Origin of the sequence: Microbacterium kyungheense (assembly GCF_006783905.1) — a bacterium.
In the GTDB taxonomy this organism is placed as follows: domain Bacteria; phylum Actinomycetota; class Actinomycetes; order Actinomycetales; family Microbacteriaceae; genus Microbacterium; species Microbacterium kyungheense.
The window spans coordinates 200,360-225,631 of sequence record NZ_VFPE01000002.1 but is presented as its reverse complement, the minus strand read 5'-3'; the positions used below and the strand labels follow the sequence as shown (position 1 = coordinate 225,631).

The window sequence follows — 25,272 nt, the reverse complement described above, 5'->3', positions numbered from 1 at the left end:
TTTGAAGTGGGTCCACCCCCAGCTTTCAGGCTGCGAACACGCTCAACCTATCAGTCAACCCTTCCCTCTGGGTGACGCTGTCGGGAAGGCGACGCGTCTTGGGCCGCGCACAATGGTGGTCGGCCATGCGGCCGAACACGCCTCGGGTACAGGTCCCGCTACTCGCCCCACCTCGGAGCGCTGGACCACATTATTCGCACGCGTCCCACCGGATTCCGCGCGGGACTCGCAGCGACGCAGGCGAGATTGAGTGCAGCGCTCGGACGCCACGTCTTGTTCCCTATTCTTCAGGTGTGCAAGGTGACGAATTCGGCTGGCCCCTGATGACCGACGGCGACGAGGCCGAGGAGTGGCTGACGCGCTTGGAGACCCTTTGGCGTGGCTACTACGCCGAGCATGGTCCGAACATGGCATACGGCGAAGAGGAGTCGCCTGCAGATGTCTTGGAGGTCGGCCTGTTCGCCTTTGGGATCATGGCCAGCATCATGCGCACGGTACGCGCGTTGAGCATCATGGTTGACCACGGCTACACGGTCGAGTCCCGCGCAATGTTCCGCTCTGCAATAGACCAAGCGCTTGCGCTTACGGCGATCGAGCGAACTGGCGTTCACGGTGTGCACGCCTTCGGCATAATTCACGCCTACAACCTGAAGCAACTACTGGAGTCGTCTTCGAGCGGGTTTCCGCTGGGAGACGTCAACGACGAGTACATCTCGAAGTTCCTCTCCCTGCGAGACAAGTTGCCCACCAGCGACGACCTAAATCGTGCACAGAACCTGATAAAAACGTCCACGGCGGGAAGAAACTCGGGCCACTTCGAAGCGCTGCTCTACCAAATCTGGCTGGAGGCGACGCCGCTATCGAAACCGAGCATGCGCCTCGCGGATGCATACGTTCAGCCAGAGCGGGTAGGTGGCGGCATTCGGATGCATACCTTCCTCGACAGCGACCCGGACTCGGTTGCCGATCCGCGAGTGGTGCTCGGGATCGTCCTTCCGGCCGTAATGACGGTCTACGGACGTGTGATGCGCGACGACAACCTCATTGTTGCGGTCAAGGCGCTTGCCGAGGAGTGGGAACTGACGCGGTCGGGCTAAGGCTGCCCAGCGGGCATACGAACACGCGTCCCTGACGACGCGCGATCTGCTCGCGCGCGTGCGCGGATTTGCCCAGCAGAGGCGGCTTTTCTCACTCGGTTCCCGTCGCGCGGTAGGTGAGCGGCGAGGGAGCGTGAGCGACCAGGACCGCGCGCCGTTCGGCGGGAAAGTTTCTGCACATCGCGGGCGCTGGATGAGTGCCGTGCGGCATGCCTGGCAAACGCTGCGCGGTCCCTCTGGTAAAACCGTGACAGTGATTCGGCGAAGGGGGCCAACGTTGGAGGTCAACGTTGTCGTCTGGGATCCGGACCGGCCGGGTGCCCAAGCCGAGTTCGACGCGGTGCTCGCCGTGCACAAAGCCAATCGAGGTCGGCTCGGGCCGATGCCGGACGCAGGATTCCGAGACCGAGCTAAACACAACGGACTCCTGCTCGGCGTGCTCAACGGCGCGACCGTGGGCTACGTCCTCTACGACGTTCCGCGGAGAAACCTGATCAAGCTTGTGCACGTCTGCGTTGATGAGCGGGCGCGCGGCAGTGGCCTCGCCCGAAAGATGGTCGACGCAGCGGTCAGGTTGCATCCGCGTCGCTCGTTGATCACCGCTTCGTGCCGTACGGATTACGGAATCGACGAATTCTGGCGATCGCTCGGAATGCATGTCGCCTCGGAACGCCCAGGTCGCGCCCTCAACGGCTCGATACTCCTGAACTGGGTCAAGCGGATCAATGTCGAGGAGGGGCTGGATCTTCTTGAGGCAGCGTCGCTTGCTTCCAACCTTCCGCTCGCCGTCCTCGACACCAACATCATCGGCGATCTGTTCCTGCCCTCAGAAATCAAACGTGACCACCGCGAAGAGACAGCGGAGCTCCGCGCAGACTGGCTTCAGCCGTTGGTAACGTTCGCCGTATCAGGCGAAGTGGACAACGAAATCAGCCAGAACCAGGACCAGTCCGCGCGCCGACGTGTCCGGGAGGCGAGTCAGCACCTGACGCGGCTGAGTACGCTGCGCCCAGGCGACCGCAGCCTCGAGGAAAGTCTGCTGGCCGCGACAGACCCACGGCTCCTCGCGAAGGATCGGAGTCTCCGCACAGATGTGCTGCACGTCGCTGACGCCATTCACGCGGGTGCCGACTACTTCGTGACCAATGACAGCAACGTGTGTCTCGCTTCGGAGGGGTGGAGTCGTAGCGAGCACCCCATTCGGGTTGTGCGTCCACATCAGCTCGTTGCTGCGCTCAGCCCTGAGTCATTCATGAGCGACTTCCGGTCGAACCTGATTGATGATGGCGACCTTGAGTGGCGCGGCGTCGAAGAAGTGGAATCCGAGTTGGAGCCCGCCTTTCGTGTCTACGACGTCGAGACAAAGCCGAGCGCGTTCGCTCAACGCCTCCGTGACACGCTGGCGAAACGAAGATCGACAACGGTGCAGAAGCTGGTCGACGCGCAGGGCAACTTGTGGGCTCTGGCCGCCTGGGAGCTCGATGGAGCGGTCCTGAGATTGTCGCTGATCCGTTCGGTCCGCGGCGAACGAGGCAGTACGGTCGCATTCCAGTTGCTTAGGCATTTCCGCCGCGCGGCGTGGGAGCACGGCGCAACACGACTCGAGATCATGGACCCCGCCATCTCTCCAACGCTTGAGGCCGCACTCACCGCGGACGGATTCAGTGGCACGGAGCCCCGAGCGACAGTCCTTGGTCCAGCGACCGCCACTGCCAAGGACCTGGGCCTCGCTTCGTCGGCCGAGGTCGGCCTCGCCGAGAGGTATCGATGGCCACTCGTGGTCCAGGCGTCTGGCATGGCGACGTACGTGATCCCCATCCAACCGAGATGGGCGACCAATCTCCTCGGTCTGAGCGATGGTCTGATCTCATTGCGGCGACGAGGCCTCGGACTCTCCCGCGAGCTGGTCTATTTCTCGGGCTCGCGGATCGTGCCGAGTGACCTTCCGGCGCGCATCCTTTGGTATGCCACCGCCGACGACGGGAGACGACACCCCATTCAGAGGATCGTGGCGAGATCGCTTCTCGTCGACTCCGTCCGCCTGCCTGCAGGCGAGGCCCTTGCCCGATTCGGCAAGGTAGGGGTTCTACGCAAGTCGGAGATTGAAGCTGCCGCCGACAAGGCTGGCAACATCAATGTCATACGCTTCGAGGACACTGAACTTCTCCGGCGACCGATCTCGCGTCACGACGAGATTTTCAAGCGCTATGTGAAGGGCAACGTGCAAAGTATGCGAGAAGTCGACCCTCAAATGTTCGATGACGTGATGGTTCGGCAACTCTCTGAAGGGCGTCCCGAATGAGCCGCGCCCTCCTGCTATCGGTCCGACCACGGTTCGCGCGGGCCCTGCTCGACGGAACAAAGACCGCGGAGATTCGGCGGCGCTTCCCGAACGTCCCCGAGGGAATGACCGTGATTATTTACGCGTCGTCACCGGAGAAGGCAGTCCTCGGCACCATGCGTGCGCGGCGGCTGATTCGAAGCAACACCGAGAAGATCTGGCGCGACTACTCCGACGTGATCGGTATTGAGAACTCGGAGCTGACCGAGTATCTTGAGGGCGCGAGCGAGTGCTCGGTCCTTGAGCTCGACGCGCCAGAGCGGTGGTCCCGATCGGTTGGACTCGCCGAGCTTCGGCATCTACTACATGTCGAGCCTGCCCAGAGCTTCCGATACCTGAGCGAAAAGCAACTCGCCCATCTACGCGACGTGTCCGCGAATGGCCCTGACCAGTCGCTCGTCAGCAGTGCAGGTGCCGTCCTGGCGCTCGGCTAAGGCTACCCGCGATCCCAACAGGACTGACTCCCCGACCGCAAACGTACCCGCCCAAGCCGCACGAACTCATGGCAACGACGGTTCGGCCAACACACTGACCTCGATAGGCTCGCCATCGAAGTCGGGCACATTCTGCTCTGTGTGCCAACTGCAGCGTGCGCTGAGCCGCACGCTACGCGAGAAGCCCACTGTGACGGTGCCCGCATTCGGCTCGGTAAGCCAGAGCGAGAGCGTCTCATCGTCGATCCCTCGCCACTCACTCACAGGAACGCGTGCCTCGAAGTCGAGGCGCGCCTCGAGCGACACAATCGAAGGGTTCGCGCCGACGACATTGCGACGTCCGAGATCGACGATGGGGTCTGCCCCGAGTTTGGTTGACATCTGAACTGTGAGGATTCGTCCTCGCTGGAAGGATGTTCTTGTGGCAAAGCCCTACCCGAAAGAGTTCCGCGACGATGTTGTGGCCGTGGCCCGCAAGGGCCAGGCGTCGTTGGCGCAGATCGCGAAAGACTTCGGTATCTCCGAAGGCTCGCTGACCAACTGGATGAAGCAGGCTGACGTTGAGGACGGCAAGCGGTCCGGTTTGACCGACGACGAGCGCAAGCAGCTGCGTGAGGCGAACAAGCGGATCCGGCTGCTGGAGCAGGAGAACGAGGTGCTGCGGCGGGCCGCGGCGTATCTGTCGCAGGCGAACCTGCCGGGAAAATAGTCTTTCCGCTCGTCCAAGAGATGGCTGCTGCCGGCACCCGGATCAGGGTGCCGGTCGCGGTGGCGTTGCGGGTCCTCGGCCTGTCCCGGCAGGGGTACTATCAGTGGCTCAAAGACCCCCGTCTCCCGGCGGGACTGGGACGATGCGCACCTCGTTGATGTGCTCTACGACCTGCATGCGGACGATGTCACTCTCGGCTACAGGTTCCTCACCGACGAGCTCGACACCGAGCACGGCATCACCGCGAGCGAGAACCGGCACCGACTCTGCCGGATCGCCGGGATTCACGCGTCGCACCACCGCAAGCGGAGCAAGCCCGGCAGCAGCGGGCCGGCGCCGCACGACGACCTCCTCGCGGTCGTCGACGAGCACGGCGTGGTCCGGCACAAGTTCGTCGCCGACGGGCCGAACAAGGTGTGGCTCTGGGATATCTCGGAACACCCGACCAGGGAAGGCAAGCTCTACATCTGCGCGATCAAGGACGTCTGGTCGAACAAGATCGTCGGCTACTCCATCGACACCCGGATGAAGTCATCTCTTGCGCGGGCGGCGATGAGGAACGCGATCGCGTTGCGCTCACCGAACGGCACGATCTGCCACTCGGACAGAGGCGGTCAGTTCCGCGCGAAGCGTACCCAGAACCTGCTCCAGAACAACGGCCTCGTCGGCTCCATGGGCCGGTCTTACGGGGCCGGGGACAACGCGAGCATGGAGAGCTTCTTCAGCCTGCTCCAGAAGAACGTGTTGAACACCCGACGTTGGGATAGTCGCGGGAACTCCGCCTCGCGATGGTCATCTGGATCGAGACGAAGTACAACCGTCGACGCCGTCAGCGCGGCCTCGGCAGACTCACCCCCATCGAGTTTGAGATGATCTACACGGACGCAGAAGCGGCCTGATCACCCCAAACCCCGACTGTCAACAAGACTCGGGGCAGACCCTTGGGATGCGTTAGCCCGCATTGAGCACTCTGCCAAACAGGGTCAGTCGCTGAGAGCAGACCGCCCAAAATCGCGCGGTTCCAGTTATGGCCGACACCGACCTGGCCGCATCCATTTCTGGCATGAGCCTCAAAGTGTGCTCCAGGACTGGCAACTCTTGCCCGCATTTTGGCCGCATTCCATTCGCTGCTGGCTGTTTGCGGGCGTCGCTGGATGTCGCAGTCGTCTCGAAAACCCGCGTAATTCCGCGGAAGTTGTCGTTCGACGTCACTATGCAAAGTGCTCAAAACGTGTTCGAGTCCCTCCAGGGGTATCGTTCTTCTCGGCTATGTCCTGCCCCTCGTCGGGTCTAGGCGTGCTCTACTCACCTGCAGCATCCGCCTGAGAGCGTTCGCCCGCCGAGGGATGATGGACTCATGCCGGCTGCCAACCGTCCCGGACTTCGCGTCACCGCCGGGGTCACGATCCCCGAGTCCGAACTGTCCTGGCGGTTTTCGCGTTCCTCGGGTCCGGGCGGGCAGGGTGTGAACACGGCGGACTCCCGCGTCGAACTCGTGTGGGATGCGGCAAGATCGGCTGCCCTCTCCCCCCATCAACGAGAGCGGCTCGTCACGCAGCTGAGCGGCCGACTGGTCGGCGGAGTGCTGACGATCGCGGCATCCGAACATCGCGAGCAGCGACGCAACCGAGATGCCGCACGCGCGCGACTTGCCGCGATGGTGGCTGACGCACTGCGGCCGCCACCGCCCGCGCGACGACCCACCAAACCCAGTCGCGGCGCGAAGGAACGACGCCTGGCGGCAAAGAAGCATCGCACTGACGTGAAGCGGCTCCGTCGGCCACCCAACGACTGACCTCTGGCTCCCGCCTGGAGCGACAGGCACCTGCCGACCATGTGGCGGCGCAAGGTCGACCCCGAAGCCATGAATCGCGACCAATGGACGACCAGTTCCAGAAACCCGAGCAATCACGTGGCAACCATACGAGCCACCACCGACGACGCCACCGAACGGGGTTAGGGCCTTCGGCGCGCAAGCCGTGAACCCCGATGGCTACGGCTTTGCGGGATCAGTCCTACGACGGAGCGGATACCTCCGCAGGCTGACGCATCCGGCGGTCGCTCAGAGCATCGTGGAGCAATGACACGACGCACCGACCTCCTGTTCGCGACCGCCCTCCTCGTCCTCGGAGGAATGGCGGGGCTGAGCGGATGCTCCGCCGTCGACGGCATCCTGCACAACGAGTCCACACATACCTCCGAGGATGTGGACGCGTTCGCTGCCGGCGGAGCGGTGGACGCCGACTGGGTCCCGGACGACGCCACACAGATCACGGTTCGAACGTCGACGCTCAAGGACGCCGAGGATGCGGTCATACTGCTGCACAGCAGCACGGGGTCGCTCCCCGGCGACTGCCTGGAGGTGCCGCGGACCTCCGCACCGACGTGGGCGTTCGACGGCGCCCCGTCCGCCTCGCCGTCGATCCCGCACAGTGCTGTACCGGCCGTCAGTTCTCCAGGCGGATCTGCTGCTCCTTGACGAGCGGGTAGTCGACGAGCGCGGTGCCGTCGAGGTCTTCCTTGTGCATGTCGATCCCGGTCACCTGGCTGTTCTCGTAGGTCGTGTAGTAGTAGATCCCTTATCGGTGTTGCAGCAGGACGAGTAGATGGTGATCTCGAACTTGCCCGGCGAGACCTCGACACATCCCCGCTGCTGCGCGACAGAACCGAGGATCTGGAAGAACTGACTGATCGACTCGGACTCAGAATCCCCCGACACGGAGTTCATCTTCGTGAAGGCGACCTTCACGAAGCGGGACGCGGAAGACAGGTCCCCGGGCAGGCCGATCGCACCCATCCCGCGACTGTAGACATCGAAGTCCAGTTCGTCGGAGAAGTGCTTCTCCGGCGGATTCTTGGACAGGTGCATGAAGTTGTTCAGGTTGAACGACTGGATATCGAAGGTGGGATTGTTCGTGAGGACTCCGATGGGGTTGTCATATACCCTCAGCCCCTCCTTCACGCTCTCCACGGTGATCGATGTCGTCCGATCAGAGATGATCCAATGCAGCGGCGACAACGGGAAAGCGGCGCTGAAAGAGATGTCTACGAGGTTCATCGTCTGCAGCGCGGCCTTCACCTCGCCCACGGTCTCGAACTGTCCGAGGAGCCAGGGGATGAACTCGAAGGGAGTGATGTTCGTCTTGCCGGCCGCTTCCGGCTTGTAGTCCGCGTTCTCCGGAAAGTTCAGCCCCGCCATGCTGAGGCCCTTCTCGTTCGCCGCGTCGTAATACAGGGGGTATCCGTCCGCGATGGTCGCCATCCCGATGATGGCGTGATGACTTTCCAGCGGAGCCGCCTTGCGGAATTCGAACGGAAAGTTCCGAGGGGTCACGGTGACCGTCTCGTTGTACGAGAATTCCAGGTCGAGATTCCGCCCGAAGTAGTGATCCCGCGTGGTGTAGTTGGCGCCTGTGCACATGTCGACCTCCGGCTGAGATCCTCCCCGTGATGGGTCACCCTACGTCGAGGAGGACCGCTCCGCTACAGTGGTGGGCTGTGCAGTGCCTGCCGGGGCGAAGGCGCCGTCAGGGGCGCTCGGGCTCGGGGACGAGGCGCAATCCCCTGTTGCTGTTCGCCTCCTCCATGAGCGCCATGATCCAGTGCGGATTCAGCGCCGCGGTGGGCGCGCTGTCGAAGCTGAAGTAGAGCGAAGACGCCTTCGAGATCCACACGGTGCCGTGCAGACCGGGCGCGTTGATCGCGTCATCGCCGGAGACGTCGGGCTCGTTGTCCCAGTTGAAACTGAAGCTCTCGTCGCGCCGGAGCTTCGTCACGATGACGACCCGAAGATGCTCCAGCGCACGATCCTCGATGTCGATCGCCGGTGCCACACCGTAGATCAGATGCCCCATGGTGACCTCCTGCGTCTCGACCGCGGCGTCGATGAACCGGTGCCCCCACCGTACGCGCATCTGCGAGGCCGGCGCATGGCGCCGCCCTCGACGCGGCAGGACCGGGCCGGCCTTTTCACCTAATGTGCGCGATGTCCCTCGCCACGCGACGGAGTTGAGTACCCACGTACTGTCGCCGAAGCACCGGGGGGTGCGCCGACGACTTGGCGGCCGACAGGCCCTCGAGTGGAGGTGTGGACGTGAGTCAAGACAGCAAGTCCCGCGCGACGGCTGTGGCACAGAGAGCCGCAGCCGGCATGTCGTGGACGACGATGGCGATCCTCATCGCCACCGCCGTCGCGAGCGTCCGCGGTCTGCCTGCCATGGCGGAGTACGGCTGGGCGTCGATCTTCCTGTACATCCTGCCGGCCCTCGTCTTCATGGTGCCGGTCGCGCTTGTCGCGGCCGAGCTCGCGAGCGGGTGGAAGGGCGGTGTGTTCGTCTGGGTGAAAGAGGCGTTCGGCGAACGCATGGGCTTCAGCGCCATCTGGCAGCAGTGGATCCAGAACGTCGTCTGGTATCCCGCACAGCTGGCCTTCTTCGCATCCGCCCTGGCGTACGTGTTCAACCCGGCGCTGGCCTCGAACGGCCTGTTCACCGGAGCCGTCATCCTCATCGTCTACTGGTTCTCGACGCTCATCGCGTTCCGCGGAGTCAAAGCCTTCGCCGGCGTCAGCAAGTGGGGCTTCATCGCCGGCACGATCGTCCCGTCTCTCGGGCTCGTGCTGTTCGCCATCCTGTTCCTCACCTCGGGCGGGAAGTCCGAGCTCCCGCCCGTCACCGAGGCGCAGTGGTTCCCGACGTGGACGGGCCTCGCGAGCATCGTGCTGATCGTGAGCAACTTCCTCTCGTACGCCGGCATGGAGATGAACGCCGTGCACGTCAACGAGATGGACAAGCCGAGCCGCAACTTCCCGCGTGCGATCGTCCTGGCATCCATCGTGATCCTGATCATCTTCATCTTCCCGACGCTCGCCCTGTCCGTGGGAGTCGCACCCAGCGACGTCAATCTGACTCAGGGGGTGCTGCAGGCGTTCGACGTGTTCTTCAAGCAGCTCGGCATGCCCTGGGCGACCACGGTGATGGCCCTGCTCATCGTGTTCGGCATCCTCGCCTCGGTCGTCACGTGGATCCCTGGTCCTAGCAAGGGCCTCCTGCTGGTCGGCCGTCAGGGATACCTGCCCCCGAAGCTGCAGGGCACCAACAAGTACGACATGCAGGTGCCGATCATGGTGGTGCAGGGCATCATCGTCACGGTCCTCGCCGTCCTGTTCGCCATCGTGCCCTCCGTGCAGAGCGTGTTCTGGATCTTCTCGGCGATGGCCGTGCAGCTCTACCTGATCATGTACATGATGATGTTCCTCGCGGCGATGAAGCTGCGGCGCACCCACCCCGACGTCCAGCGCGGATTCCGCACGCCGGCCATGGGCTTCATCGGGTGGCTCGGCTTCCTCGCGAGCCTGCTCGCCTTCCTCATCGGATTCGTCGAGCCCGAGGGCAGCTCGATGGGCCAGCTCGGCTACACCCTGTTGCTCATCGGTGGCATCGTGGGCCTCGGCATCTGGCCGTTCATCATCATGATGTTCCGCAAAGACAGCTGGAAGATCCATCCGGACGTCTCGCATGCACACCAGGACAACGACGTCGATGCGACCAAGACGGAGGCGACGACGACCCCGACTGCCAGCTGACACCCCGACGTACTGAATCGCTGAGAAGAAGGAAGAGAAGATGCTGCATCAACGTGACAACATCCGTGACGAGGTCCTGGACGAGGTCTTCGCGTCCACTGACATGTCGGTGTCGATGCCGAAGTACCGGATGCCGGACAAGGAGCACCTCGCACGTCACGCGTATCAGGTCGTGTCGGACGAGTTGATGCTCGACGGCAACTCGCGGCAGAACCTGGCGACGTTCTGTCAGACCTGGTTGGAGCCCGAGGTGCGGCTGCTGATGGCCGAGACCCTCGACAAGAACATGATCGACAAGGACGAGTACCCGCAGACGGCCGAGATCGAGGCCCGCTGCGTGCACATCCTGGCCGACCTGTGGAACTCGCCCGATGCGGCCAACACGGCGGGCACGTCGACGACCGGGTCGAGCGAGGCGGCGATGCTGGGCGGGATGGCGCTGCTGTGGAAGTGGCGGGCCCGGCAGCGTGCGGCGGGCAAGCCGACCGACACTCCCAACCTCATCACCGGGCCGGTGCAGGTGTGCTGGCACAAGTTCGCCCGCTACTGGGACGTGGAGCTGCGCGAGATCCCCATGGAAGGGGACCGGTTCCTGATGACCCCCGAAGAGGTGATCAGCCGGGTCGATGAGAACACCATCGGCGTGGTCCCCACCCTCGGGGTCACCTTTACCGGCGGGTTCGAACCCGTCCAGGCCGTCAGCGACGCGTTGGACGCACTGCAGGAGGAGAAGGGGCTGGACATCCCGATCCATGTGGACGGTGCGAGCGGCGGCTTCCTCGCCCCCTTCACCGCGCCCCACATCGTGTGGGACTTCCGCCTCCCCCGTGTGAAGTCGATCAACGCGTCCGGCCACAAGTTCGGACTCGCGCCTCTGGGTGTGGGCTGGGTCGTGTGGCGCGATACCGAGGACCTCCCGGAGGAGCTGATCTTCAACGTCAACTACCTGGGCGGCAACATGCCCACCTTCGCGTTGAACTTCTCACGCCCCGGCGGGCAGATCGTCGCCCAGTACTACAACTTCCTCCGCCTGGGACGTGAGGGATATCGCCGGATCCAGCAGTCCTGCTACGACACCGCCATGTTCCTCGCCGCCGAGATCGACAAGCTCGGTCATTTCGACATCATCAACGGCGGCACTCCGCAAGAAGGCATCCCGGCCGTCTCGTGGAAGCTCAAGGACGGCATGGAGCACTCCTTCACCCTGTTCGACCTCGCCGACCGGCTGCGTACCCGGGGCTGGCAGGTGCCCGCCTACACGATGCCGCCGAATCGGGAGGACCTCCCGATCCAGCGCATCCTCGTGCGCGTCGGATTCAGCCGCGACGAGGCCAACCTCCTCATGGACGACTACCGGGCCGCCATCGAGCACTTCGACAAGCACCCCATCACCGTCCCCATGACCGAAGAGGAAGCCGGCTCCTTCCACCACTAACCTGCACGAGCGCGGGGATTGCGCAAGCCCCGTGCCATGCACCGCGGCCTCGCGAAGGGTGGAGACTCGATCAGCCAGATCGAGTCCCCACTTCGACGGAGGCCGGGCGGATCTTCCAGGGTGCTTCGCCGTCGAACGACGGCACGACCCTTGGACACGAGCGAGCAGGCGCCCCTCAGCACTGTCCTGGGACGTTGGTTGAGGTGTGACGCGAGAGACGGGTGAGGACTTTCCGACGAGGTCATCGTGGTCGATGACGGATCGGTGGATGCCTCGGCCGCCGTCGTCGCCGCGTTCGGGGCGTCCGTCGTGGCGGGCCCGCCGGCCTACGTGTCGCGGGATCGCCAGAGCAGCCACACGAAGTACGGTGCACCCACGAGCGCGACGACGAGGCCCGCGGGCAGCTGCGCGGGGGCGATCACGGTGCGCCCCAGCACGTCGGCGATACCCACGAGCACCGCACCGAGCAGCACCGCGACCGGGATCACGCGGCTGTGCCGCGCGCCCACGAGAGCCCGCGCCGCATGGGGTGCCACCAGTCCGACGAACCCGACCACTCCCACGGCGACGACGCTGAGCGCCGCGAGCACGGCCGCCGCGACGAGCAGCAGCAGGCGCGTGCGCTCCAGGCGGATGCCCACCAGGCGCGGCGTGTCCTCGTCCATCGCGAGGATGTCGAGATCACGGCGGTGCACGAGCACGAACGGGAGGGCGATGGCCAGCACGATCGCCAGCGGGATCACCTGCTCCCAGATGCGCCCGTAGGTGGTGCCCGACAGCCAGGTGTAGATCTTCGGAGTGTCCCACGGGTTGGCCCGCAGCAGCACGAAGGTCGTGAGCGCGACGGTCCCGTACGAGACGCCGATGCCGATCAGGATGAACCGGTCGGCGCTGAGCCCGCCGCGCCAGGCCAGGCCGTAGACGAGCACGAACGCCAGCAGTCCGCCGACGACAGCGGCCACCAGCATCCCGAACGTCGTCGCCGTGGCGCTGGTGACCACGAGCACGGCACCGAGGCCCGCGCCGCCGGTGATCCCGAGAAGGCTCGGGTCGGCCAGCGGGTTCCGGCTCACCGCCTGGGTGACGCTGCCCGACAGGCCCAGCGCGGCGCCGGCCACGACTGCCGCGATCACGCGCGGGGCACGCTCGTCCAGGGCGAACGCGATCCGCGGGGGTGCGGCATCCTGAAGCCACAGCAGGATGTCGCCGGTGAGCAGGCGGGTGCTGCCGAGCAGCATGCCGGCGACCACGACCGCGCACAGGGCGACCGCAGCGACGATCAGGACGATGACGAACCGGCGGCCGCTGCGCACGCCGATCCGGATGGTGGGCGGGCGGCGGGTCGGTCCGGAGTCGCGCAGTCGACGTGCCATGACCACGAGCACGACCGCGCCGAAGACAGTGGTGGCGACGCCCGTCGGCACGGCGATCGCACCCTCGGGCCCGATGATCGCCCGCAGCAGCGCGTCGGCGAGGATCACGACGATCGCGCCGATCAACCCCGAGAGCGGGATGAGCAGCAGGTGCCGGCCGAGCGCCGGCACGATGCGCGCGAGCAGTCGTGCGAGCACCGGCGCGCACAGGCCGACGAAGCCGATGGGCCCGGCGAGCGTCACGGCGGTGGCCGTCAGCAGGACCGACAGCAGGATGCCGAACACCCGCGTCGACCGGATCGGCACGCCGAGCGACGATGCGGTGTCGTCCCCCAGGGCGAGGACGTCGAAGCGGCGCGCCAGCACCAGGGTGAGGACGATGCAGACCACGACGACGGGGGCCGCCCGCAGGAAGCTCTCGAGGCCGAGCTGCGAGAGGCTTCCGCTCCCCCACGCGAGCAGCCCCTTCGTCTCTTCGGAGAAGAGCACGAGCAGCGCGGACGTGCCCGCCTGGAACGCGAGCGCGAGCGCCGAGCCGGCGAGCACTAGGCGTGTGGTCGAGGTGCCCGCACCGCCGGCGAGGCCCAGCACGAGCGCGGCGGCGGCCAGACCGCCGGCGAAGGCGACGAACCCGGACGCCCAGATCGGGACCGCGACGCCGAAGGCGGCCACCGCGGTGACAGCGAGGTATGAGCCGGCCGTGACGCCGAGCGTGTCAGGCGACGCGAGCGCGTTGCGCGACAGGGACTGCATCACGAGACCCGCCACGCCCAGGGCGATTCCCACCGCGACGCCCGCCGCGAGCCTCGGGACCCGCGAGCCCCACAGCACGTCGGCATTCGGGAACGCCGCGCCGCTCGTGCCTTGCGTCAGGTGCCAGGCCGCCACGAGCACCAGCACCACGAGCAGCGCGAGCAGCACGCCGACGCCCACGGCGGTCGTTGAGCGAGCGGCCGGAGCTCCTCCCCCGGGTGCCGAGTGGGGTGTCTCCGCACCGGTTCCGGGGTCCTCTCCCGACAAGCGAGAGACCCGCTCGCTCAACGACCGCGTGCTCACTGGGTGATCGCGGCGACGTAGGCGTCGATGATCTGCTCGGCCGAGCGCGGCCCGCCGAACGTCCAGATGCCGCCGGGGAAGGCAGCGAGACGGTTCTCGGCGACAGCCGGGATCGAGGCCCACGCGGGGTTCTCGGCCGCGGCGTCGACGAAGCTCTCGGAGTCGGGGTCGACCGTGCCGGTGTAGAACAGGTTGGCGTCGCCGATCGTGGTCATGCCCTCGATGTCGGTCTGGCCCAGGCCATAGGCCGGGTCGACCTCGCCGGTCCACGCGTTGGTGAGACCGAGCTCCTCGCCGAGCTCGCCGATGAGCGAGCCCTGACCGAAGGGACGCAGCGACACGTTGCCGCCGTCGACCCATCCGTCGAAGTACACGAAGTCGGTCACCGCGGGGGCGGCTCCTTCGACCTCGGCCTTGGCGTCGGCGAGGTGCTGCTCGAACTCGTCCTTCACCACGTCCGCGCGCTCGGTGCGACCGGTCGCCTGCGCGATGAGGTCGAACGTGTCGAGCATCTGCCCGATCGGGTCCGCGGCGTCGGCGCCGAGCGTCGCGAGCACGGGCACGCCGTACTTCTCGAGCTGCGCGATGATCTCGTCGTCACGCGTGTAGGCCTCGACGATGACGAGGTCGGGCTCGGTGGCGAACAGCGCGTCGAGGTTCGGCTCCTGACGCGTGCCGACGCTCTCGACGCTCTCGGGCAGCTCCTCGGCCGTGTCCCACGTGCGGTAGCCCTCCGCGTCCGCGACCGCCACCGGCGTGAGGCACAGCGAGAGGACGTCCTCGATCTGCTGCCATTCGAGCACCGCGACCTTCGTGGCCGGCTGGTCGAGCGAGACGGTGCGGCCGAAGGCGTCGGTGACCTCCACGGCGTCCGTCGAGGTCGCGGTCGTGTCGTCCGCGCAGCCGACCCCCGTCGACGTCACGGTGTCGGCATCGGCATCGGCCGACGCGGGCACCGAGGTCGTGCCGCACGCGGTGAGCGCGAGGGCGAGGGCGCCGAGAACGGCGAGGGCAGCGAAGGACTTGGTCATCGGGAGGACTCCAGAGGGGTGTGCGGACAGGAACGGATCAGACGTGAAGGGCTTCGGACCGGCGGACGCGCTCGTGGTGACGGCCGCGTGGGATCACACGCACGCGTCCGGTGGCGTCGTCGACGTCGGTGTCGATGCGGAACCCGTACACGTCGGTGAGGTTGTCGGCGGTCAGCACCTCGGCGGGTGTGCCGGAGGCGTGCACGCGGCCGCCGCGCATCAGCACGACCTCGTCGGCGACGGCAGCCGCGTGGTCGAGGTCGTGCAGCACCACGCCGACGGCGGTGCCGCGGTCGGCGAGGTCGCACACCAGGTCGAGGGTCTCGATCTGGTACCGCAGGTCGAGGTGGTTGGTCGGCTCGTCGAGCAGCAGGATGCCCGTACTCTGCGCGAGCGCGGTCGCGAGCCACACGCGCTGCAGCTCGCCGCCGGACAGCTCGTCGACCGGCCGGTGGGCCATCGCGGTGAGCCCGGTGAGCGCCAGCGCGCGGTCGATGGCGGCGCGGTCGGCATCGGTGAGCCCCGAGAAGCGGCCTCGGTGCGGGTGGCGGCCGTAGGCGACGACGTCGCGCACCTCGAGGCCCGACGGATGCGGGCGCGACTGCGACAGCATCGCCACGGTGCGCGCGAATTCCTTCGCCGACAGGGATGCCGCGTCACGGCGCCCGGCCGCACCCTCGATGTGCACCGAGCCGGCATCGACCCGGTGCAGCCGCGCGAGGGCGCGCAGCGCCGTCGACTTGCCGCTGCCGTTCGGCCCGATGAGCGCGGTGACGACGCCGGGGCGGAGGTGGAGCGAGACCTCGTGGACGACGCGCGTGCGTCCGTAGCTGAGCGCCAGGGCTTCCCCGCGCAGCTCGTCGGCGGGACGCACGGAGTTCGTGTCGGTGGTCACGTTAGGGAAGCCTAACCTATACCTCCAGTCGCATCAAAAGAGCGCCGTTACAGACGTGCCGTCTATTTACTGAACATGTTCAGAAACGTGTACGGTCGAACCATGGACGCAGAAGGACGACCGATCGCGGTGATCGCCGGCGCGAGCGGCTTCGTGGGACGCGCGGTCGCCGACGCCTGCCGGGCGGACGGATACGAGGTCCGCACCGTCGGGCGCAGCGGCGGGATCGGCTGGACGGACGCCGACGCGCTCCTCGCAGCTGTCGACGGCGCCGATGCCGTGCTCAACTTCGCCGGCCGATCCGTGAACTGCCGCTATACCGACCGCAACCGGCTCGAGATCCTCGAGTCCCGCGTGCGCACGACGCGCGCGCTGCGGACCGCGATCGCAGCGGCGGCGCAGCCTCCGCGGGTCTGGATCAACGCGTCGACGGCGACGATCTACCGCCACGCGATGGACCACCCTCAGACGGAGTCCGCCGGCGACATCGGCTCGGGATTCTCGGTCGACGTCGCCGCCGCGTGGGAACGCGAGTTCTTCGAGGGCTCGCTGCCGGGCACGCGACGAGCCGCGCTGCGCATGGCGATCGTCCTCGGCGACGGACCTGCCACCCGCGTGCTTTTGGCGCTCGCCCGGGCCGGGCTGGGCGGCACTCAGTACGACGGCTGGTGCCCGCCACACCGACGGTACCGCGGCATCGGCGACCACCCGACGGGCCCGCAGTGCGCACGGTGGCACCGGACGCACGGCCGCCAGCGGTTGAGCTGGATCCACGTCGACGACGCCGTCCGGGCGATCGGATTCATCCGCGACGACGAGACCCTGGCGGGCCCGATCAACCTCGCGTCGCCGCATCCGTCCGACAATCGCACGCTCATGCGCACACTCCGCCATGCCGTCGGCACGCCGATCGGCGTTCCCTCGACCCGGCTCCTGCTCGAGGCGGGGATGTGGGTGGCGCGCACCGAACCCGAACTGGTGCTCAAGAGCCGGTGGGTGCTGCCCGAGAAGCTCCTCGACGCGGGTTTTGTCTTCACCCACCCCGACCTCGCGTCCGCCGTCGCCGACGTGCGCGACCGCACCGCGATGGCGCGACGTCAGCGCACGCGTACCCGCTCGTCGTGGTCGTCGAGGACGAACACCTCATCGGCGACGGCGGTGTAGAGACGGTGGCGGGCGGGAGCGCGCAGGTCGACGGCATCCCACTCGCTCAGACCGCGCTCGCGCGACCGTGCGTTGTAGATCTGCAGTGCCTCGTCGAACCCCGCGTCATCGACGAGGCCGGCCGCAGCGGACGCGTACAGCGCGCTTCCGGCCCCGGGCGACTGGCGCGAATCGAAGATCACGAGAGAGACGCGCGGGTTCTCCGCGATGTGGCGGGAATGTCGCGCCCCGGGCTTCGACGCCCAGACGAAGAGCTCGAGCCCCCGCGCAGCAAACCACACCGGCGATGCCCACGGCCCATCGTCGCTCCCGACCGTCGCGAGCGTGAGGTAGGAGTTCTCGCTGGTCAGGGCGTGAGCGACCCCGGCCGGATCGTCAGCATCGAACAGCACGGTCTCACCGTAGGCGGCGTCAGCTGTCGAGCGGAAGCTCCAGGATGGCCAGGTCGAGTCGCTCATCGAACTTCGTGCCGATCCCCCGCAGCAGTCCCGCGTGAGTGAAGCCGAAGCGCTCGTGCAGCCGGATCGACGCGGTGTTGCCCGCCTCGATGTCTGCGATCATCACGCGCAGGCCTCTTTCGCGGGCGATCCGGATGATCTCGCCCAGCAGCAGGCCGCCGATCCCCTGCCCGCGGAACGCGCGGTCGAGATAGATCGAATCCTCGACGGTGTAGCGGTAACCCGATTTCAGACGCCACGGCCCGTAGGTCGCGTACCCCGCGACGACGCCATCGACCTCCGCGACGACGACAGGATGCCCCACCTCGCGGCGGGCCGCCAGCCACTGCTCGCGCTCCCGGCGATCCACGAGCGCATCGGTCCAGATCGCGCGTGAGTGTGCGATGGCGTCGTTGTGGATGGCGAGGATGGCGTCGAGGTCACGGTCGTCGGCGGCGCGCAGAGAGGTCATCGCAATATAGTAGACGGATGTCGCAGATATTAGACGACACCTTCGACGTCGGCTCCGCCGTCCGCGACGCACGCGAACGCCGGGGATGGTCGGGCAGTGACCTCGCCACCGCCTCCGGAGTCTCTCGCGCCATGATCGACCGCATCGAACGCGGCGCGAGCAGCCCCACCGCGGCGCTCCTCGGAAAGCTGGCCGGCGCGCTCGGGCTGAGCATCTCGAGCCTTCTGAGCCGGGCGACGACGCCCGAAAGCGGTCTGCTGCGCGAGGGTGACCGCGCCGGCTGGACGGACCCGGCGACCGGGTACCGCCGCCGCCAGGTCGCTGCTGCGCCCGCCTTCCCCGTCGATGTGACCGAAGTGACACTGCCGCCGCGTGCACGGGTCACCTACCCGGCGGCCACCTACGCGTTCAGCCGCCATCTGATCTGGGTCGCGGACGGAGTTCTGACATTCCACGAGGGCGACCGTGTGCACCGACTCTCGGCGGGCGACCGCCTCATTCTCGGCCGGCCCGCCGAGTGCACCTACGAGAACGCCGATGACGAGGAGTGCACCTACGTCGTGGTCGTCGCGCCTGCCTGAGTCGCCTCTGCCGCGATCCTTTACAGATCGCGGCCGAGCGCTGGGGCTTCGTGACGGTGCGCTGTACCCGCTTCATCCGGATGCCGCAACCCCGGAGCCCCATCGCGAGATCGTGGGTAGAAAGGGCACTGTGAAGAAGGTCATCTACGCAGGAAGCGAGTTCGTCACGGGGGACGACATCGCCGCAGCATTGCTGGCCACATGCCAGGCGCTCGCCGATGTCGGCGAGGCCGAGACGGTGTCCATCCCCACCCTGAACGACGACGGTTCGGTCGGTGGAGTGCTTCTGCTGATCGGTCCGGCAAGTCAGATGCTCGCCCATCACGTCACGACCGACGCCGACGAAGTGATCGACGACGCCACCGTGACGCGGCTGAACGGGATCCAGCGCCGGCTGCATCCGACGGCCGCGTTCGACGTCGAACCCACCAACCCGTCCCCGTGGGACGGGGACCTCTGAGCCTGGCAGCTTGTCCGTGAACAAGGAGGACACATGACGACCGAGGCGGCCCCTGTCGTGACCCGCTCCAACCGCGGGCAGTGGGAGAACCATGTCGAGGGGCATCCCGAACTCTCGCAGAGCTTCGCCAGCAAGGAGGAGGCCGTGGAGGCCGGGCGCCTCGTCGCCGACGATCTCGGCGTCCACCACGTCGTGCAGGATGCGGAGCCGACCGGCGCCATCACCGACGAGCAGGATCCGCCGACGCGCTGAACGGCGGGCTCACCGGAAGTCTCGCGCCCGGTGCTGCACCTCGACGCGGAGATCCTCGAAGGCGTCGGCAACGAGGTTGGTCACTCCTTCGACCGATCGCTCGAGCAGGCCGCGGACGATGAGCGCGGGCGAATCCCGCACGACACGGCGGTAGCGGTTCCAGACCCCGATCGAGCACACGATGTTGACGAGACCGTGCTCGTCCTCAAGATTGATGAAGGTGATCCCGGATGCCGTCGCCGGACGCTGCCGGTGCGTCACGAGTCCCGCCACCTCGACCCGGCGACCGGTCTCGTACGTGCGCAGCTCGCGCGAGGTCAGCACTCCCCTGGCGTCCAGGCCGGAACGGTAGTGGGTCAGCGGATGGTCGTCGGTCGAGATGCCCGTCGCCCACAGGTCCGCGGCGAGCCGCTCGTAGCTCGTCGGGTCGGGGAACAACGGCGGCTGCACCGCGATGAGCGAATCGGGCAGGAACTCGGGACGATCCTGCGCCGCCGAGCCCGCCAGCCAGATCGCCTCGCGCCGGCTGATGCCGAGGCACTCGAACACCCCCGCGGTCGCGAGCGCCTCGACCTGCGCGGCGGTGATGCTGGTGCGACGCACCAGGTCGCGCAGATCGCGGAACTCTCCCGCGGCGTCCCGTGCATCGACGATGCGCTGCGCGACCGCCGCGCCGATCCCCTTCACGCCTGCCAGCCCCAGCCGCACCGCGAATCCGCCGTCGCGGCGATGCGCCGCCGACTCGTCGGGGGCGTCCAGGTCGAACTTCCCCACCGGCGGCTGTTCGCGCTGCAGGCATGAGTCGAGGCCGGCCGGAGCCTCGGCGTTTCGACTCGCAAGCTCGCTCGACGACCGGATGCCGGCCACCGGTTCCAGCACCGCCTCGACGCCCGACGCGTGCAGGTCGGGGCGGCGCACGTCGACCCCGTGGCGGCGGGCGTCGGCGACCAGGGTGGCGGGCGAGTAGAAGCCCATCGGCTGCGCCCGCAGCAGACCGGCGAGGAAGGCGCCCGGGTAGTGCAGCTTGATCCACGAGCTCGCGTACACGAGCAGCGCGAACGACAGCGAATGCGACTCGGCGAACCCGAAGTTCGCGAACGCCTGGATCTTGGCGTAGATCGCGTCGGCGGCATCCCCCACCAGGCCGTTCTCTTCCATGCCGTCGTAGAGCTTCTCGCGCAGCGACTCGATCTTCTCGACCCCGCGCTTGGAACCCATCGCGCGGCGCAGCAGGTCGGCGTCCTCGCCGTTCAGCCCGCCGATGACCATGCCCATCTGCATGAGCTGCTCCTGGAACACCGGGATCCCGAGCGTGCGCTCCAGCACCGGCTTGAGCTTCTCGTGCGGATACGTGACGGGATCCTGGCCGAGCTTTCGCCGCACGAACGGGTGCACCGCGCCGCCCTGGATCGGCCCGGGACGGATGAGCGCGATCTCGATCGCGAGGTCGTAGAACTCCCGCGGCTGCAGCCGCGGGAGCAGCCCCATCTGCGCGCGCGACTCCACCTGGAACACGCCCACCGCATCCGCGCGGCACAGCATGTCGTAGACCGCCTTCTCTTCTTTCGGGATGGTCGACAGCTCCCAGTCCTCGCCCGTCGAGGCGCGGATCATGTCGAAGCAGTACTGCAGGGCCGCCAGCATCCCGAGTCCCAGCAGGTCGAACTTGACCAGCCCCATCCAGGCGGCGTCGTCCTTGTCCCACTGGATCACGGTGCGGTTCTCCATGCGGGCATGCTCGATCGGCACGACTTCTCCCACCGGCCGGTCGGTCAGCACCATCCCTCCGGAGTGGATGCCGAGATGCCGAGGAGCCTTCAGCAGCTCGCCGGCGAACTCCAGCACCTGATCCGGGATGTCGTGACCCGCACCGGTCTCGAGCAGCGCGCCCCAGCCCTCGATCTGCTTGGACCACGCGTCCTGCTGTCCCGGCGAATGGCCGAGCGCCTTCGCCATGTCGCGCACGGCGTTCTTGGGCCGGTACTGGATGACGTTCGCGACCTGCGCCGCACGGTCGCGCCCGTACTCCCGGTAGACCCACTGGATCACCTCTTCACGACGGTCGGAGTCGAAGTCGACGTCGATGTCGGGCTCCTCCTCGCGCAGGCTCGAGAGGAACCGCTCGAACGGCAGGTCGTACCCGATCGCGTCGACCGCGGTGATGTCCAGCAGGTAGCAGACGGCGCTGTTGGCGGCGGACCCCCGGCCCTGGCAGAGGATGCCCCGGCTCCGGGCGAACTGGACGATGCCGTGGACGATCAGGAAGTAGCCCGGGAAGTCCTTCATCTCGATGACGCCGAGCTCCTTCTCGATGCGCGCTCGGTTCTCGTCGGTCAGGTTCGGGTACTTGCGCGGCACCGCGTCCCACACGAGCTTGCGCAGCCACGACATCGGAGTGTGCCCCTCGGGCACCTTCTGCTTCGGCAGTGCCGGCTTCGCCTTGCGCAGCGAGAAGGCGAGCTCGTCGGCCAGCGTCACCGTACGCGCCACGGCGTCGGGGAACCGCACGAACCGCTCCGCCATCTCGGCCCCCGACCGCAGGTGCGCGCCGGCGTGGGCGGGCAGCCAGCCGTCGAGCTCGTCGAGCCCGCGGTTCGCGCGCACCGCCGCGACCGCCGCGGCCAGCAGCTGCCGCTTCGGCATCGCGTAGTGCACGTTGTTGGTGGCCAGCAGCGGCAGTCCCCGCTCCCGCGCGAGCCCGGCCAGCACGTCGTTGTCACGGGAGTCGAGCGGATTGCCGTGGTCGATGAGCTCGACGTGCACGGCGTCGCGGCCGAACAGCGTCACGAGCCGGTCGAGCTCGACGGCTGCGGCATCCGCCCCCGCCGTTCCGGACGCCGACGCGAGCGCACGCCGCACCGTCCCCTTGCGGCAGCCGGTGAGCACGGCCCAGTGGCCGTCCGCCTGCGCGGCCAGCTCGTCGAGGTCGTAGACCGGGCGCCCCTTCTCGGCTCCCTGCAGCTGGGCGTGCGTGATCGCGCCGGCCAGCCGGTGGTACCCCTCTTCGCCGCGCGCGAGCACCAGCAGGTGCGCGCCGACCGGATCGGCCTCGCCGTTCTGCGGCTTCGGCAGCTCGAGCGACAGCTCTGCGCCGAACACGGTGTTCAGCTGCAGCGCCTCGGCCGCCTCGGCGAACCGCACGATGCCGTAGAAGCCGTCGTGGTCGGTCACCGCCAGGGCGTGCAGCCCCAGACGCTCTGCTTCTTCTGCCAGCTCTTCGGGCGACGACGCCCCGTCGAGGAACGAGTACGACGAATGCGCGTGCAGCTCGGCGTACGGGATGGCATCGGCCGGACGCTCGATCTCGGGGGCGACGTAAGGACCGCGCTTGTGCGACCACGCCGGGCTGTCGCCGCCGTCCGCGCCCACCGGCGGACCGCCGGGCCGGCGACGGCCCGACAGCACGCGCTCCATCTCGGACCACGACACCCCGGGGTTGTTGAAGCCCATCAGCCCGGCCCGCTAGTCATACGTCGCCTCCGCGGTCCAGGCGTCGCCGTCGCACACGAGCAGCCAGGCTCCCCCGTCAGCGTCGACGACCTGGAACCGGTGCGCACGTCGCGCACGGACGGCATCCCATCCCCGCTCGACCACCGGCCACGGCCCTGCCCACGCTTCGATCGCCCGGCGCCGCCCGCTCTCGATGAGGAACGCGGGCACCGCCGACACCGTGCCGCGCTCGTCGACGTCGACCAGTTCGCCGCCGAGCGCGCGCACATCGACCGGGACGGGGTCGGCGAACACCGTCGTCGGCAGCGGATCGGGCAGGCTCCCTGGCCACGGCCGGGCGCGCTGCGCCGCAAGGCCTCCCGCACCGTCGGTGGCGCGCACGCCGGGTCGCCGGTCGCGTGCATCCTTGTCGCCCCACGGCACGAGCACCTGCCGCTCGGCCAGCCAGCGCCCGCCGCCGATCGCGGGCGTGAGCACGCCACGGTGCCCCAGCATCGCCTGCACCCGCGACAGCGCGTGGTGCACGCGCTGCTCGGGACCACCGCCGAACAGCGCCGGAGCGTGGTGGGATGCCGCATCCACCGCCTCGGGCGAGATCCGCACCAGCGCCACGCCGCTGCGCAGTCCGCCGCGCGCGGAGTCGCCGGGGCCGCCGGCATCCCCCGTCCCCACGTCTTCGGCCAGCTGCCAGCGCACGCGGTCGACGATCGCCGGCGCATCGAACGATCCGGGATGCAGCCACACCCGCTCGCTGCGCTCGCCCCGGTCGCCGACGAGCTCGACCCGCAGCTCGGTGCACACGAGGTCGACCGCGCCGAGACCGGCGACGAAGTCATCGGCGGTGACGCGCATCGCGAACGCCACCTGGTCGGCGATCTCGAGCGGCGGCTCGAACGCGACCTCGCGCTGCAGCTCGGGCGGCGGCGTCCGCGGCTCGACGGGCCGCGAGTCCTGGCCGGCGGCGAGCGCATGGAGCCGCACCCCTCGCTCGCCGAACCGCTCGCGCACACGGTCGGGAGGCATCTCGGCGAATCCGCCCAGCGTCTGCACGCCCAGCCGCGCGAGCAGCCCCACGAGATCGGCCGCCCCCTGCGTGCCCGGCGTCCCGCCGGCCGGTCCTCCGACCGCCGCGTCGAGCACCGCGACCGACAGCGGCGCAAGGAATCCGGCCGCTCCCCCGGCAGGCACCACGAACACCGGCTCGTGGGCGCGCGTGCCGGCACGCGCCGCCTGCTCCGCCGTGAACGGGCCGTCGGCGATCCCCGCCCGCACCCCCTCGAGCCCCTGGTCGCGCAGCGCCGCCAGGAGCATGCGCGCCGCCTCGGTCTCGCCGCCGTAGTACCGCGCCGGGCCACGCGCACGCAGCGCGCACAGCCCGGGTCTCACCAGCTGCACCCCCGGTGCGCGCTCTTCGATCAGCGCCACCACCGGGGCGAAGGCCCGCTGGTCGCGGGCCGCATCGGCGGCGACCACCGTGAGCCCCGGGCAGCGCGCCTGGGCGTCGCGCCGTCGCTGCCCGCGGCGCACCCCCTCGGCACGCGCCGACGCCGAGCACGCGACGACGAGGTTGCGTTCGACGACGGCGATGGGATGCCGCATCCCCGCCTCGTCCTGCGCCGAGCCGGCCTCTCGGGCGATCGCCGTGACGGGCCAGTCGGGGAACCACAGCACGAGGCTCCGGACGGGCGCCGAGGGTGTCATGTCCCCACCGCCCTGGCGAGCGCGGCATCGTCCGAGACGCGGCGCAGGGGCTCGACCACCCGCATCCGCTCCGGGACGGCGGACACGTGCCCCGAGGCGTCCGGAAGCATCACCCGCGTCCGTCGAGACCGCGGCCAGCGCCGGCTCGACGAGGTGATCGTCACCTCGCGGCCGGAGAGATACCCATGGCCGCGGCCCACGCCCTCCCACGTCGGCTCACCGACCTCGAGCACCGCCTCGGCCTGCGGCCACGGCCCCTGCACGAGGAGCACGGCTCCGCGATCGCGCAGCCGGGCGGCCAGACGCGCGATCTCGCCGTCGGCGGCGCGCCCCGACGGCCGCACGGCGACCACCGGCAGCACCTCGGCGACCGTCGAGGTGACCGCGAGCCATCGGGCGCCGGGATCGGGGATGAGCACGAGGTGCGACAGATCGACCCCGAGTCCTTCGGCCGCCTCGGCGCCGAGCCTCGGCACACCGATCACCCCGCACCACGAACCGGACTGGGACGGCTGGGCGAGCAGCGCCAGGAGCACCGAGGTCGAACGCGGCAAGGAGTATGCGGCACCGGGACGCAGCCCGCCGCCGGGAAGCAGCGAGGCCAGCGCCGGGAGCACCGGCAGCACCGGGGCGTCCATCCGGCGGCCCTGCACACGTTCGAGCTGGGCGCGCAGCGTCGCGACGGCTCCGGCGGGATCCCTCTCGGAATCCGCCTCTTGCACGTCCTGGACGGAACGCTGAGCAGTGAGCTGCACGATCGCCCCCATCTCTCAATGTTAGAACAGATGTTCTAGCACTTC

The 25,272-nt window shown here is 68.0% G+C and carries 22 protein-coding genes and 1 pseudogene; 12 read left to right on the top strand and 11 right to left on the bottom strand.

Annotated features, from left to right (window positions below):
• Nucleotides 1-323: 323 nt before the first annotated feature.
• From FB391_RS07775 to FB391_RS07765, 3 genes are all read left to right on the top strand, one after another.
• On the top strand, nt 324-1,097 hold the full coding sequence (locus tag FB391_RS07775; protein WP_141893885.1) for a hypothetical protein: 774 nt from the start codon (nt 324-326) through the stop codon (nt 1,095-1,097).
• 133 nt (nt 1,098-1,230) lie between these two features.
• Nucleotides 1,231-3,399, top strand: a complete 2,169-nt coding sequence (locus FB391_RS07770; RefSeq protein WP_141893884.1) for a GNAT family N-acetyltransferase — start codon at nt 1,231-1,233, stop codon at nt 3,397-3,399.
• Entirely contained in the window at nt 3,396-3,872 is a 477-nt protein-coding gene (locus FB391_RS07765) for an ASCH domain-containing protein (protein ID WP_141893883.1), read from the top strand. The genes FB391_RS07770 and FB391_RS07765 overlap by 4 nt, the downstream gene beginning before the upstream one ends.
• A gap of 66 nt (nt 3,873-3,938) precedes the next feature.
• Here FB391_RS07765 and FB391_RS07760 read toward each other — a convergent pair whose 3' ends face one another.
• A complete protein-coding gene (locus tag FB391_RS07760; RefSeq protein ID WP_141893882.1) occupies nt 3,939-4,253 on the bottom strand; it encodes a hypothetical protein in 315 nt (104 codons plus the stop codon).
• A 40-nt stretch (nt 4,254-4,293) separates the two neighbouring features.
• Here FB391_RS07760 and FB391_RS07755 point away from each other — a divergent pair.
• From FB391_RS07755 to FB391_RS07745, 3 genes and pseudogenes are all read left to right on the top strand, one after another.
• Nucleotides 4,294-5,480, top strand: a pseudogene (locus FB391_RS07755) (IS3 family transposase).
• A 458-nt stretch (nt 5,481-5,938) separates the two neighbouring features.
• Nucleotides 5,939-6,376, top strand: a complete 438-nt coding sequence (gene arfB / locus FB391_RS07750) for an alternative ribosome rescue aminoacyl-tRNA hydrolase ArfB (protein ID WP_141893881.1) — start codon at nt 5,939-5,941, stop codon at nt 6,374-6,376.
• 285 nt (nt 6,377-6,661) lie between these two features.
• Complete coding sequence (locus FB391_RS07745; RefSeq protein ID WP_141893880.1) at nt 6,662-7,060, top strand: hypothetical protein; 399 nt, start codon at nt 6,662-6,664, stop codon at nt 7,058-7,060.
• 60 nt (nt 7,061-7,120) lie between these two features.
• On the opposite strand, the gene bsh is transcribed toward FB391_RS07745, so the two are convergent.
• Entirely contained in the window at nt 7,121-8,002 is an 882-nt protein-coding gene (gene bsh / locus FB391_RS07740) for a choloylglycine hydrolase (RefSeq protein ID WP_281286419.1), read from the bottom strand.
• A gap of 106 nt (nt 8,003-8,108) precedes the next feature.
• Nucleotides 8,109-8,495: a DUF7882 family protein gene (locus FB391_RS07735; RefSeq protein WP_246093410.1), complete on the bottom strand. Its 387-nt coding sequence runs from the start codon at nt 8,493-8,495 to the stop codon at nt 8,109-8,111.
• Between the two features lie 179 nt (nt 8,496-8,674).
• Between FB391_RS07735 and gadC the strand changes: the two genes are divergently transcribed.
• The gene (gadC, locus tag FB391_RS07730) at nt 8,675-10,165 is read left to right on the top strand and encodes a glutamate/gamma-aminobutyrate antiporter GadC (protein WP_221886289.1); all 1,491 of its coding nucleotides are present in this window, start codon (nt 8,675-8,677) and stop codon (nt 10,163-10,165) included.
• Between the two features lie 40 nt (nt 10,166-10,205).
• The gene (gad, locus tag FB391_RS07725; RefSeq protein ID WP_141893879.1) at nt 10,206-11,600 is read left to right on the top strand and encodes a glutamate decarboxylase; all 1,395 of its coding nucleotides are present in this window, start codon (nt 10,206-10,208) and stop codon (nt 11,598-11,600) included.
• Between the two features lie 326 nt (nt 11,601-11,926).
• On the opposite strand, the gene FB391_RS07720 is transcribed toward gad, so the two are convergent.
• From FB391_RS07720 to FB391_RS07710, 3 genes are read right to left on the bottom strand one after another with little or no spacing between them, the layout of a single operon-like run.
• On the bottom strand, nt 11,927-13,993 hold the full coding sequence (locus tag FB391_RS07720) for an iron ABC transporter permease (RefSeq protein ID WP_141893878.1): 2,067 nt from the start codon (nt 13,991-13,993) through the stop codon (nt 11,927-11,929).
• Nucleotides 13,994-14,025: 32 nt separating this feature from the next.
• The gene (locus FB391_RS07715) at nt 14,026-15,060 is read right to left on the bottom strand and encodes an iron-siderophore ABC transporter substrate-binding protein (protein ID WP_141893877.1); all 1,035 of its coding nucleotides are present in this window, start codon (nt 15,058-15,060) and stop codon (nt 14,026-14,028) included.
• A gap of 37 nt (nt 15,061-15,097) precedes the next feature.
• Nucleotides 15,098-15,955: an ABC transporter ATP-binding protein gene (locus FB391_RS07710; RefSeq protein WP_141893876.1), complete on the bottom strand. Its 858-nt coding sequence runs from the start codon at nt 15,953-15,955 to the stop codon at nt 15,098-15,100.
• Between the two features lie 102 nt (nt 15,956-16,057).
• On the opposite strand from FB391_RS07710, the gene FB391_RS07705 reads away from it, so the two are divergent.
• Nucleotides 16,058-17,119, top strand: a complete 1,062-nt coding sequence (locus tag FB391_RS07705; RefSeq protein ID WP_141893875.1) for an epimerase — start codon at nt 16,058-16,060, stop codon at nt 17,117-17,119.
• On the opposite strand, the gene FB391_RS07700 is transcribed toward FB391_RS07705, so the two are convergent.
• Entirely contained in the window at nt 17,053-17,577 is a 525-nt protein-coding gene (locus FB391_RS07700; RefSeq protein WP_141893874.1) for a pyridoxamine 5'-phosphate oxidase family protein, read from the bottom strand. The genes FB391_RS07705 and FB391_RS07700 overlap by 67 nt on opposite strands.
• A complete protein-coding gene (locus tag FB391_RS07695; protein ID WP_141893873.1) occupies nt 17,531-18,028 on the bottom strand; it encodes a GNAT family N-acetyltransferase in 498 nt (165 codons plus the stop codon). Before FB391_RS07695 ends, FB391_RS07700 begins: the two co-directional genes overlap by 47 nt.
• Nucleotides 18,029-18,045: 17 nt before the next feature.
• Here FB391_RS07695 and FB391_RS07690 point away from each other — a divergent pair, with 17 nt between their 5' ends.
• The 3 genes from FB391_RS07690 (at nt 18,046) to FB391_RS07680 (ending at nt 19,321) form a co-directional block, all read left to right on the top strand.
• A complete protein-coding gene (locus tag FB391_RS07690; protein ID WP_141893872.1) occupies nt 18,046-18,609 on the top strand; it encodes a helix-turn-helix domain-containing protein in 564 nt (187 codons plus the stop codon).
• A gap of 130 nt (nt 18,610-18,739) precedes the next feature.
• Nucleotides 18,740-19,069, top strand: a complete 330-nt coding sequence (locus FB391_RS07685) for a hypothetical protein (RefSeq protein ID WP_141893871.1) — start codon at nt 18,740-18,742, stop codon at nt 19,067-19,069.
• A gap of 33 nt (nt 19,070-19,102) precedes the next feature.
• A complete protein-coding gene (locus tag FB391_RS07680) occupies nt 19,103-19,321 on the top strand; it encodes a DUF2188 domain-containing protein (protein ID WP_141893870.1) in 219 nt (72 codons plus the stop codon).
• Between the two features lie 9 nt (nt 19,322-19,330).
• Here the strand turns inward: FB391_RS07680 and FB391_RS07675 are convergent, their stop codons facing one another.
• Genes FB391_RS07675 through FB391_RS07665 form a run of 3 tightly spaced genes read right to left on the bottom strand, consistent with a single transcriptional unit; the run spans nt 19,331 to nt 25,239 of the window.
• The gene (locus FB391_RS07675) at nt 19,331-22,771 is read right to left on the bottom strand and encodes an error-prone DNA polymerase (RefSeq protein WP_141893869.1); all 3,441 of its coding nucleotides are present in this window, start codon (nt 22,769-22,771) and stop codon (nt 19,331-19,333) included.
• Nucleotides 22,772-22,783: 12 nt separating this feature from the next.
• Nucleotides 22,784-24,472 (bottom strand): Y-family DNA polymerase, encoded by a 1,689-nt coding sequence (locus FB391_RS07670; protein ID WP_141893868.1) that lies wholly within the window; start codon nt 24,470-24,472, stop codon nt 22,784-22,786.
• Entirely contained in the window at nt 24,469-25,239 is a 771-nt protein-coding gene (locus FB391_RS07665; RefSeq protein WP_246093408.1) for a hypothetical protein, read from the bottom strand. The genes FB391_RS07670 and FB391_RS07665 overlap by 4 nt, the downstream gene beginning before the upstream one ends.
• Between the last annotated feature and the right edge of the window lie 33 nt (nt 25,240-25,272).

What these genes read in the sequence shown, in the direction of transcription:
- arfB (WP_141893881.1), top strand. Translation starts at nt 5,939, where the DNA reads ATGCCGGCTGCCAACCGTCCCGGACTTCGCGTCACCGCCGGGGTCACG.
- gad (WP_141893879.1), top strand. Translation starts at nt 10,206, where the DNA reads ATGCTGCATCAACGTGACAACATCCGTGACGAGGTCCTGGACGAGGTC.
- FB391_RS07715 (WP_141893877.1), bottom strand. Translation starts at nt 15,060, where the DNA reads ATGACCAAGTCCTTCGCTGCCCTCGCCGTTCTCGGCGCCCTCGCCCTC.
- FB391_RS07680 (WP_141893870.1), top strand. Translation starts at nt 19,103, where the DNA reads ATGACGACCGAGGCGGCCCCTGTCGTGACCCGCTCCAACCGCGGGCAG.
- FB391_RS07705 (WP_141893875.1), top strand. Translation starts at nt 16,058, where the DNA reads ATGGACGCAGAAGGACGACCGATCGCGGTGATCGCCGGCGCGAGCGGC.
- FB391_RS07675 (WP_141893869.1), bottom strand. Translation starts at nt 22,771, where the DNA reads ATGGGCTTCAACAACCCCGGGGTGTCGTGGTCCGAGATGGAGCGCGTG.
- FB391_RS07670 (WP_141893868.1), bottom strand. Translation starts at nt 24,472, where the DNA reads ATGACACCCTCGGCGCCCGTCCGGAGCCTCGTGCTGTGGTTCCCCGAC.
- FB391_RS07765 (WP_141893883.1), top strand. Translation starts at nt 3,396, where the DNA reads ATGAGCCGCGCCCTCCTGCTATCGGTCCGACCACGGTTCGCGCGGGCC.
- FB391_RS07690 (WP_141893872.1), top strand. Translation starts at nt 18,046, where the DNA reads ATGTCGCAGATATTAGACGACACCTTCGACGTCGGCTCCGCCGTCCGC.
- FB391_RS07700 (WP_141893874.1), bottom strand. Translation starts at nt 17,577, where the DNA reads ATGAGCGACTCGACCTGGCCATCCTGGAGCTTCCGCTCGACAGCTGAC.
- FB391_RS07695 (WP_141893873.1), bottom strand. Translation starts at nt 18,028, where the DNA reads ATGACCTCTCTGCGCGCCGCCGACGACCGTGACCTCGACGCCATCCTC.
- FB391_RS07775 (WP_141893885.1), top strand. Translation starts at nt 324, where the DNA reads ATGACCGACGGCGACGAGGCCGAGGAGTGGCTGACGCGCTTGGAGACC.
- FB391_RS07665 (WP_246093408.1), bottom strand. Translation starts at nt 25,239, where the DNA reads ATGGGGGCGATCGTGCAGCTCACTGCTCAGCGTTCCGTCCAGGACGTG.
- FB391_RS07760 (WP_141893882.1), bottom strand. Translation starts at nt 4,253, where the DNA reads ATGTCAACCAAACTCGGGGCAGACCCCATCGTCGATCTCGGACGTCGC.
- FB391_RS07745 (WP_141893880.1), top strand. Translation starts at nt 6,662, where the DNA reads ATGACACGACGCACCGACCTCCTGTTCGCGACCGCCCTCCTCGTCCTC.
- bsh (WP_281286419.1), bottom strand. Translation starts at nt 8,002, where the DNA reads ATGTGCACAGGCGCCAACTACACCACGCGGGATCACTACTTCGGGCGG.
- FB391_RS07735 (WP_246093410.1), bottom strand. Translation starts at nt 8,495, where the DNA reads ATGCGCGTACGGTGGGGGCACCGGTTCATCGACGCCGCGGTCGAGACG.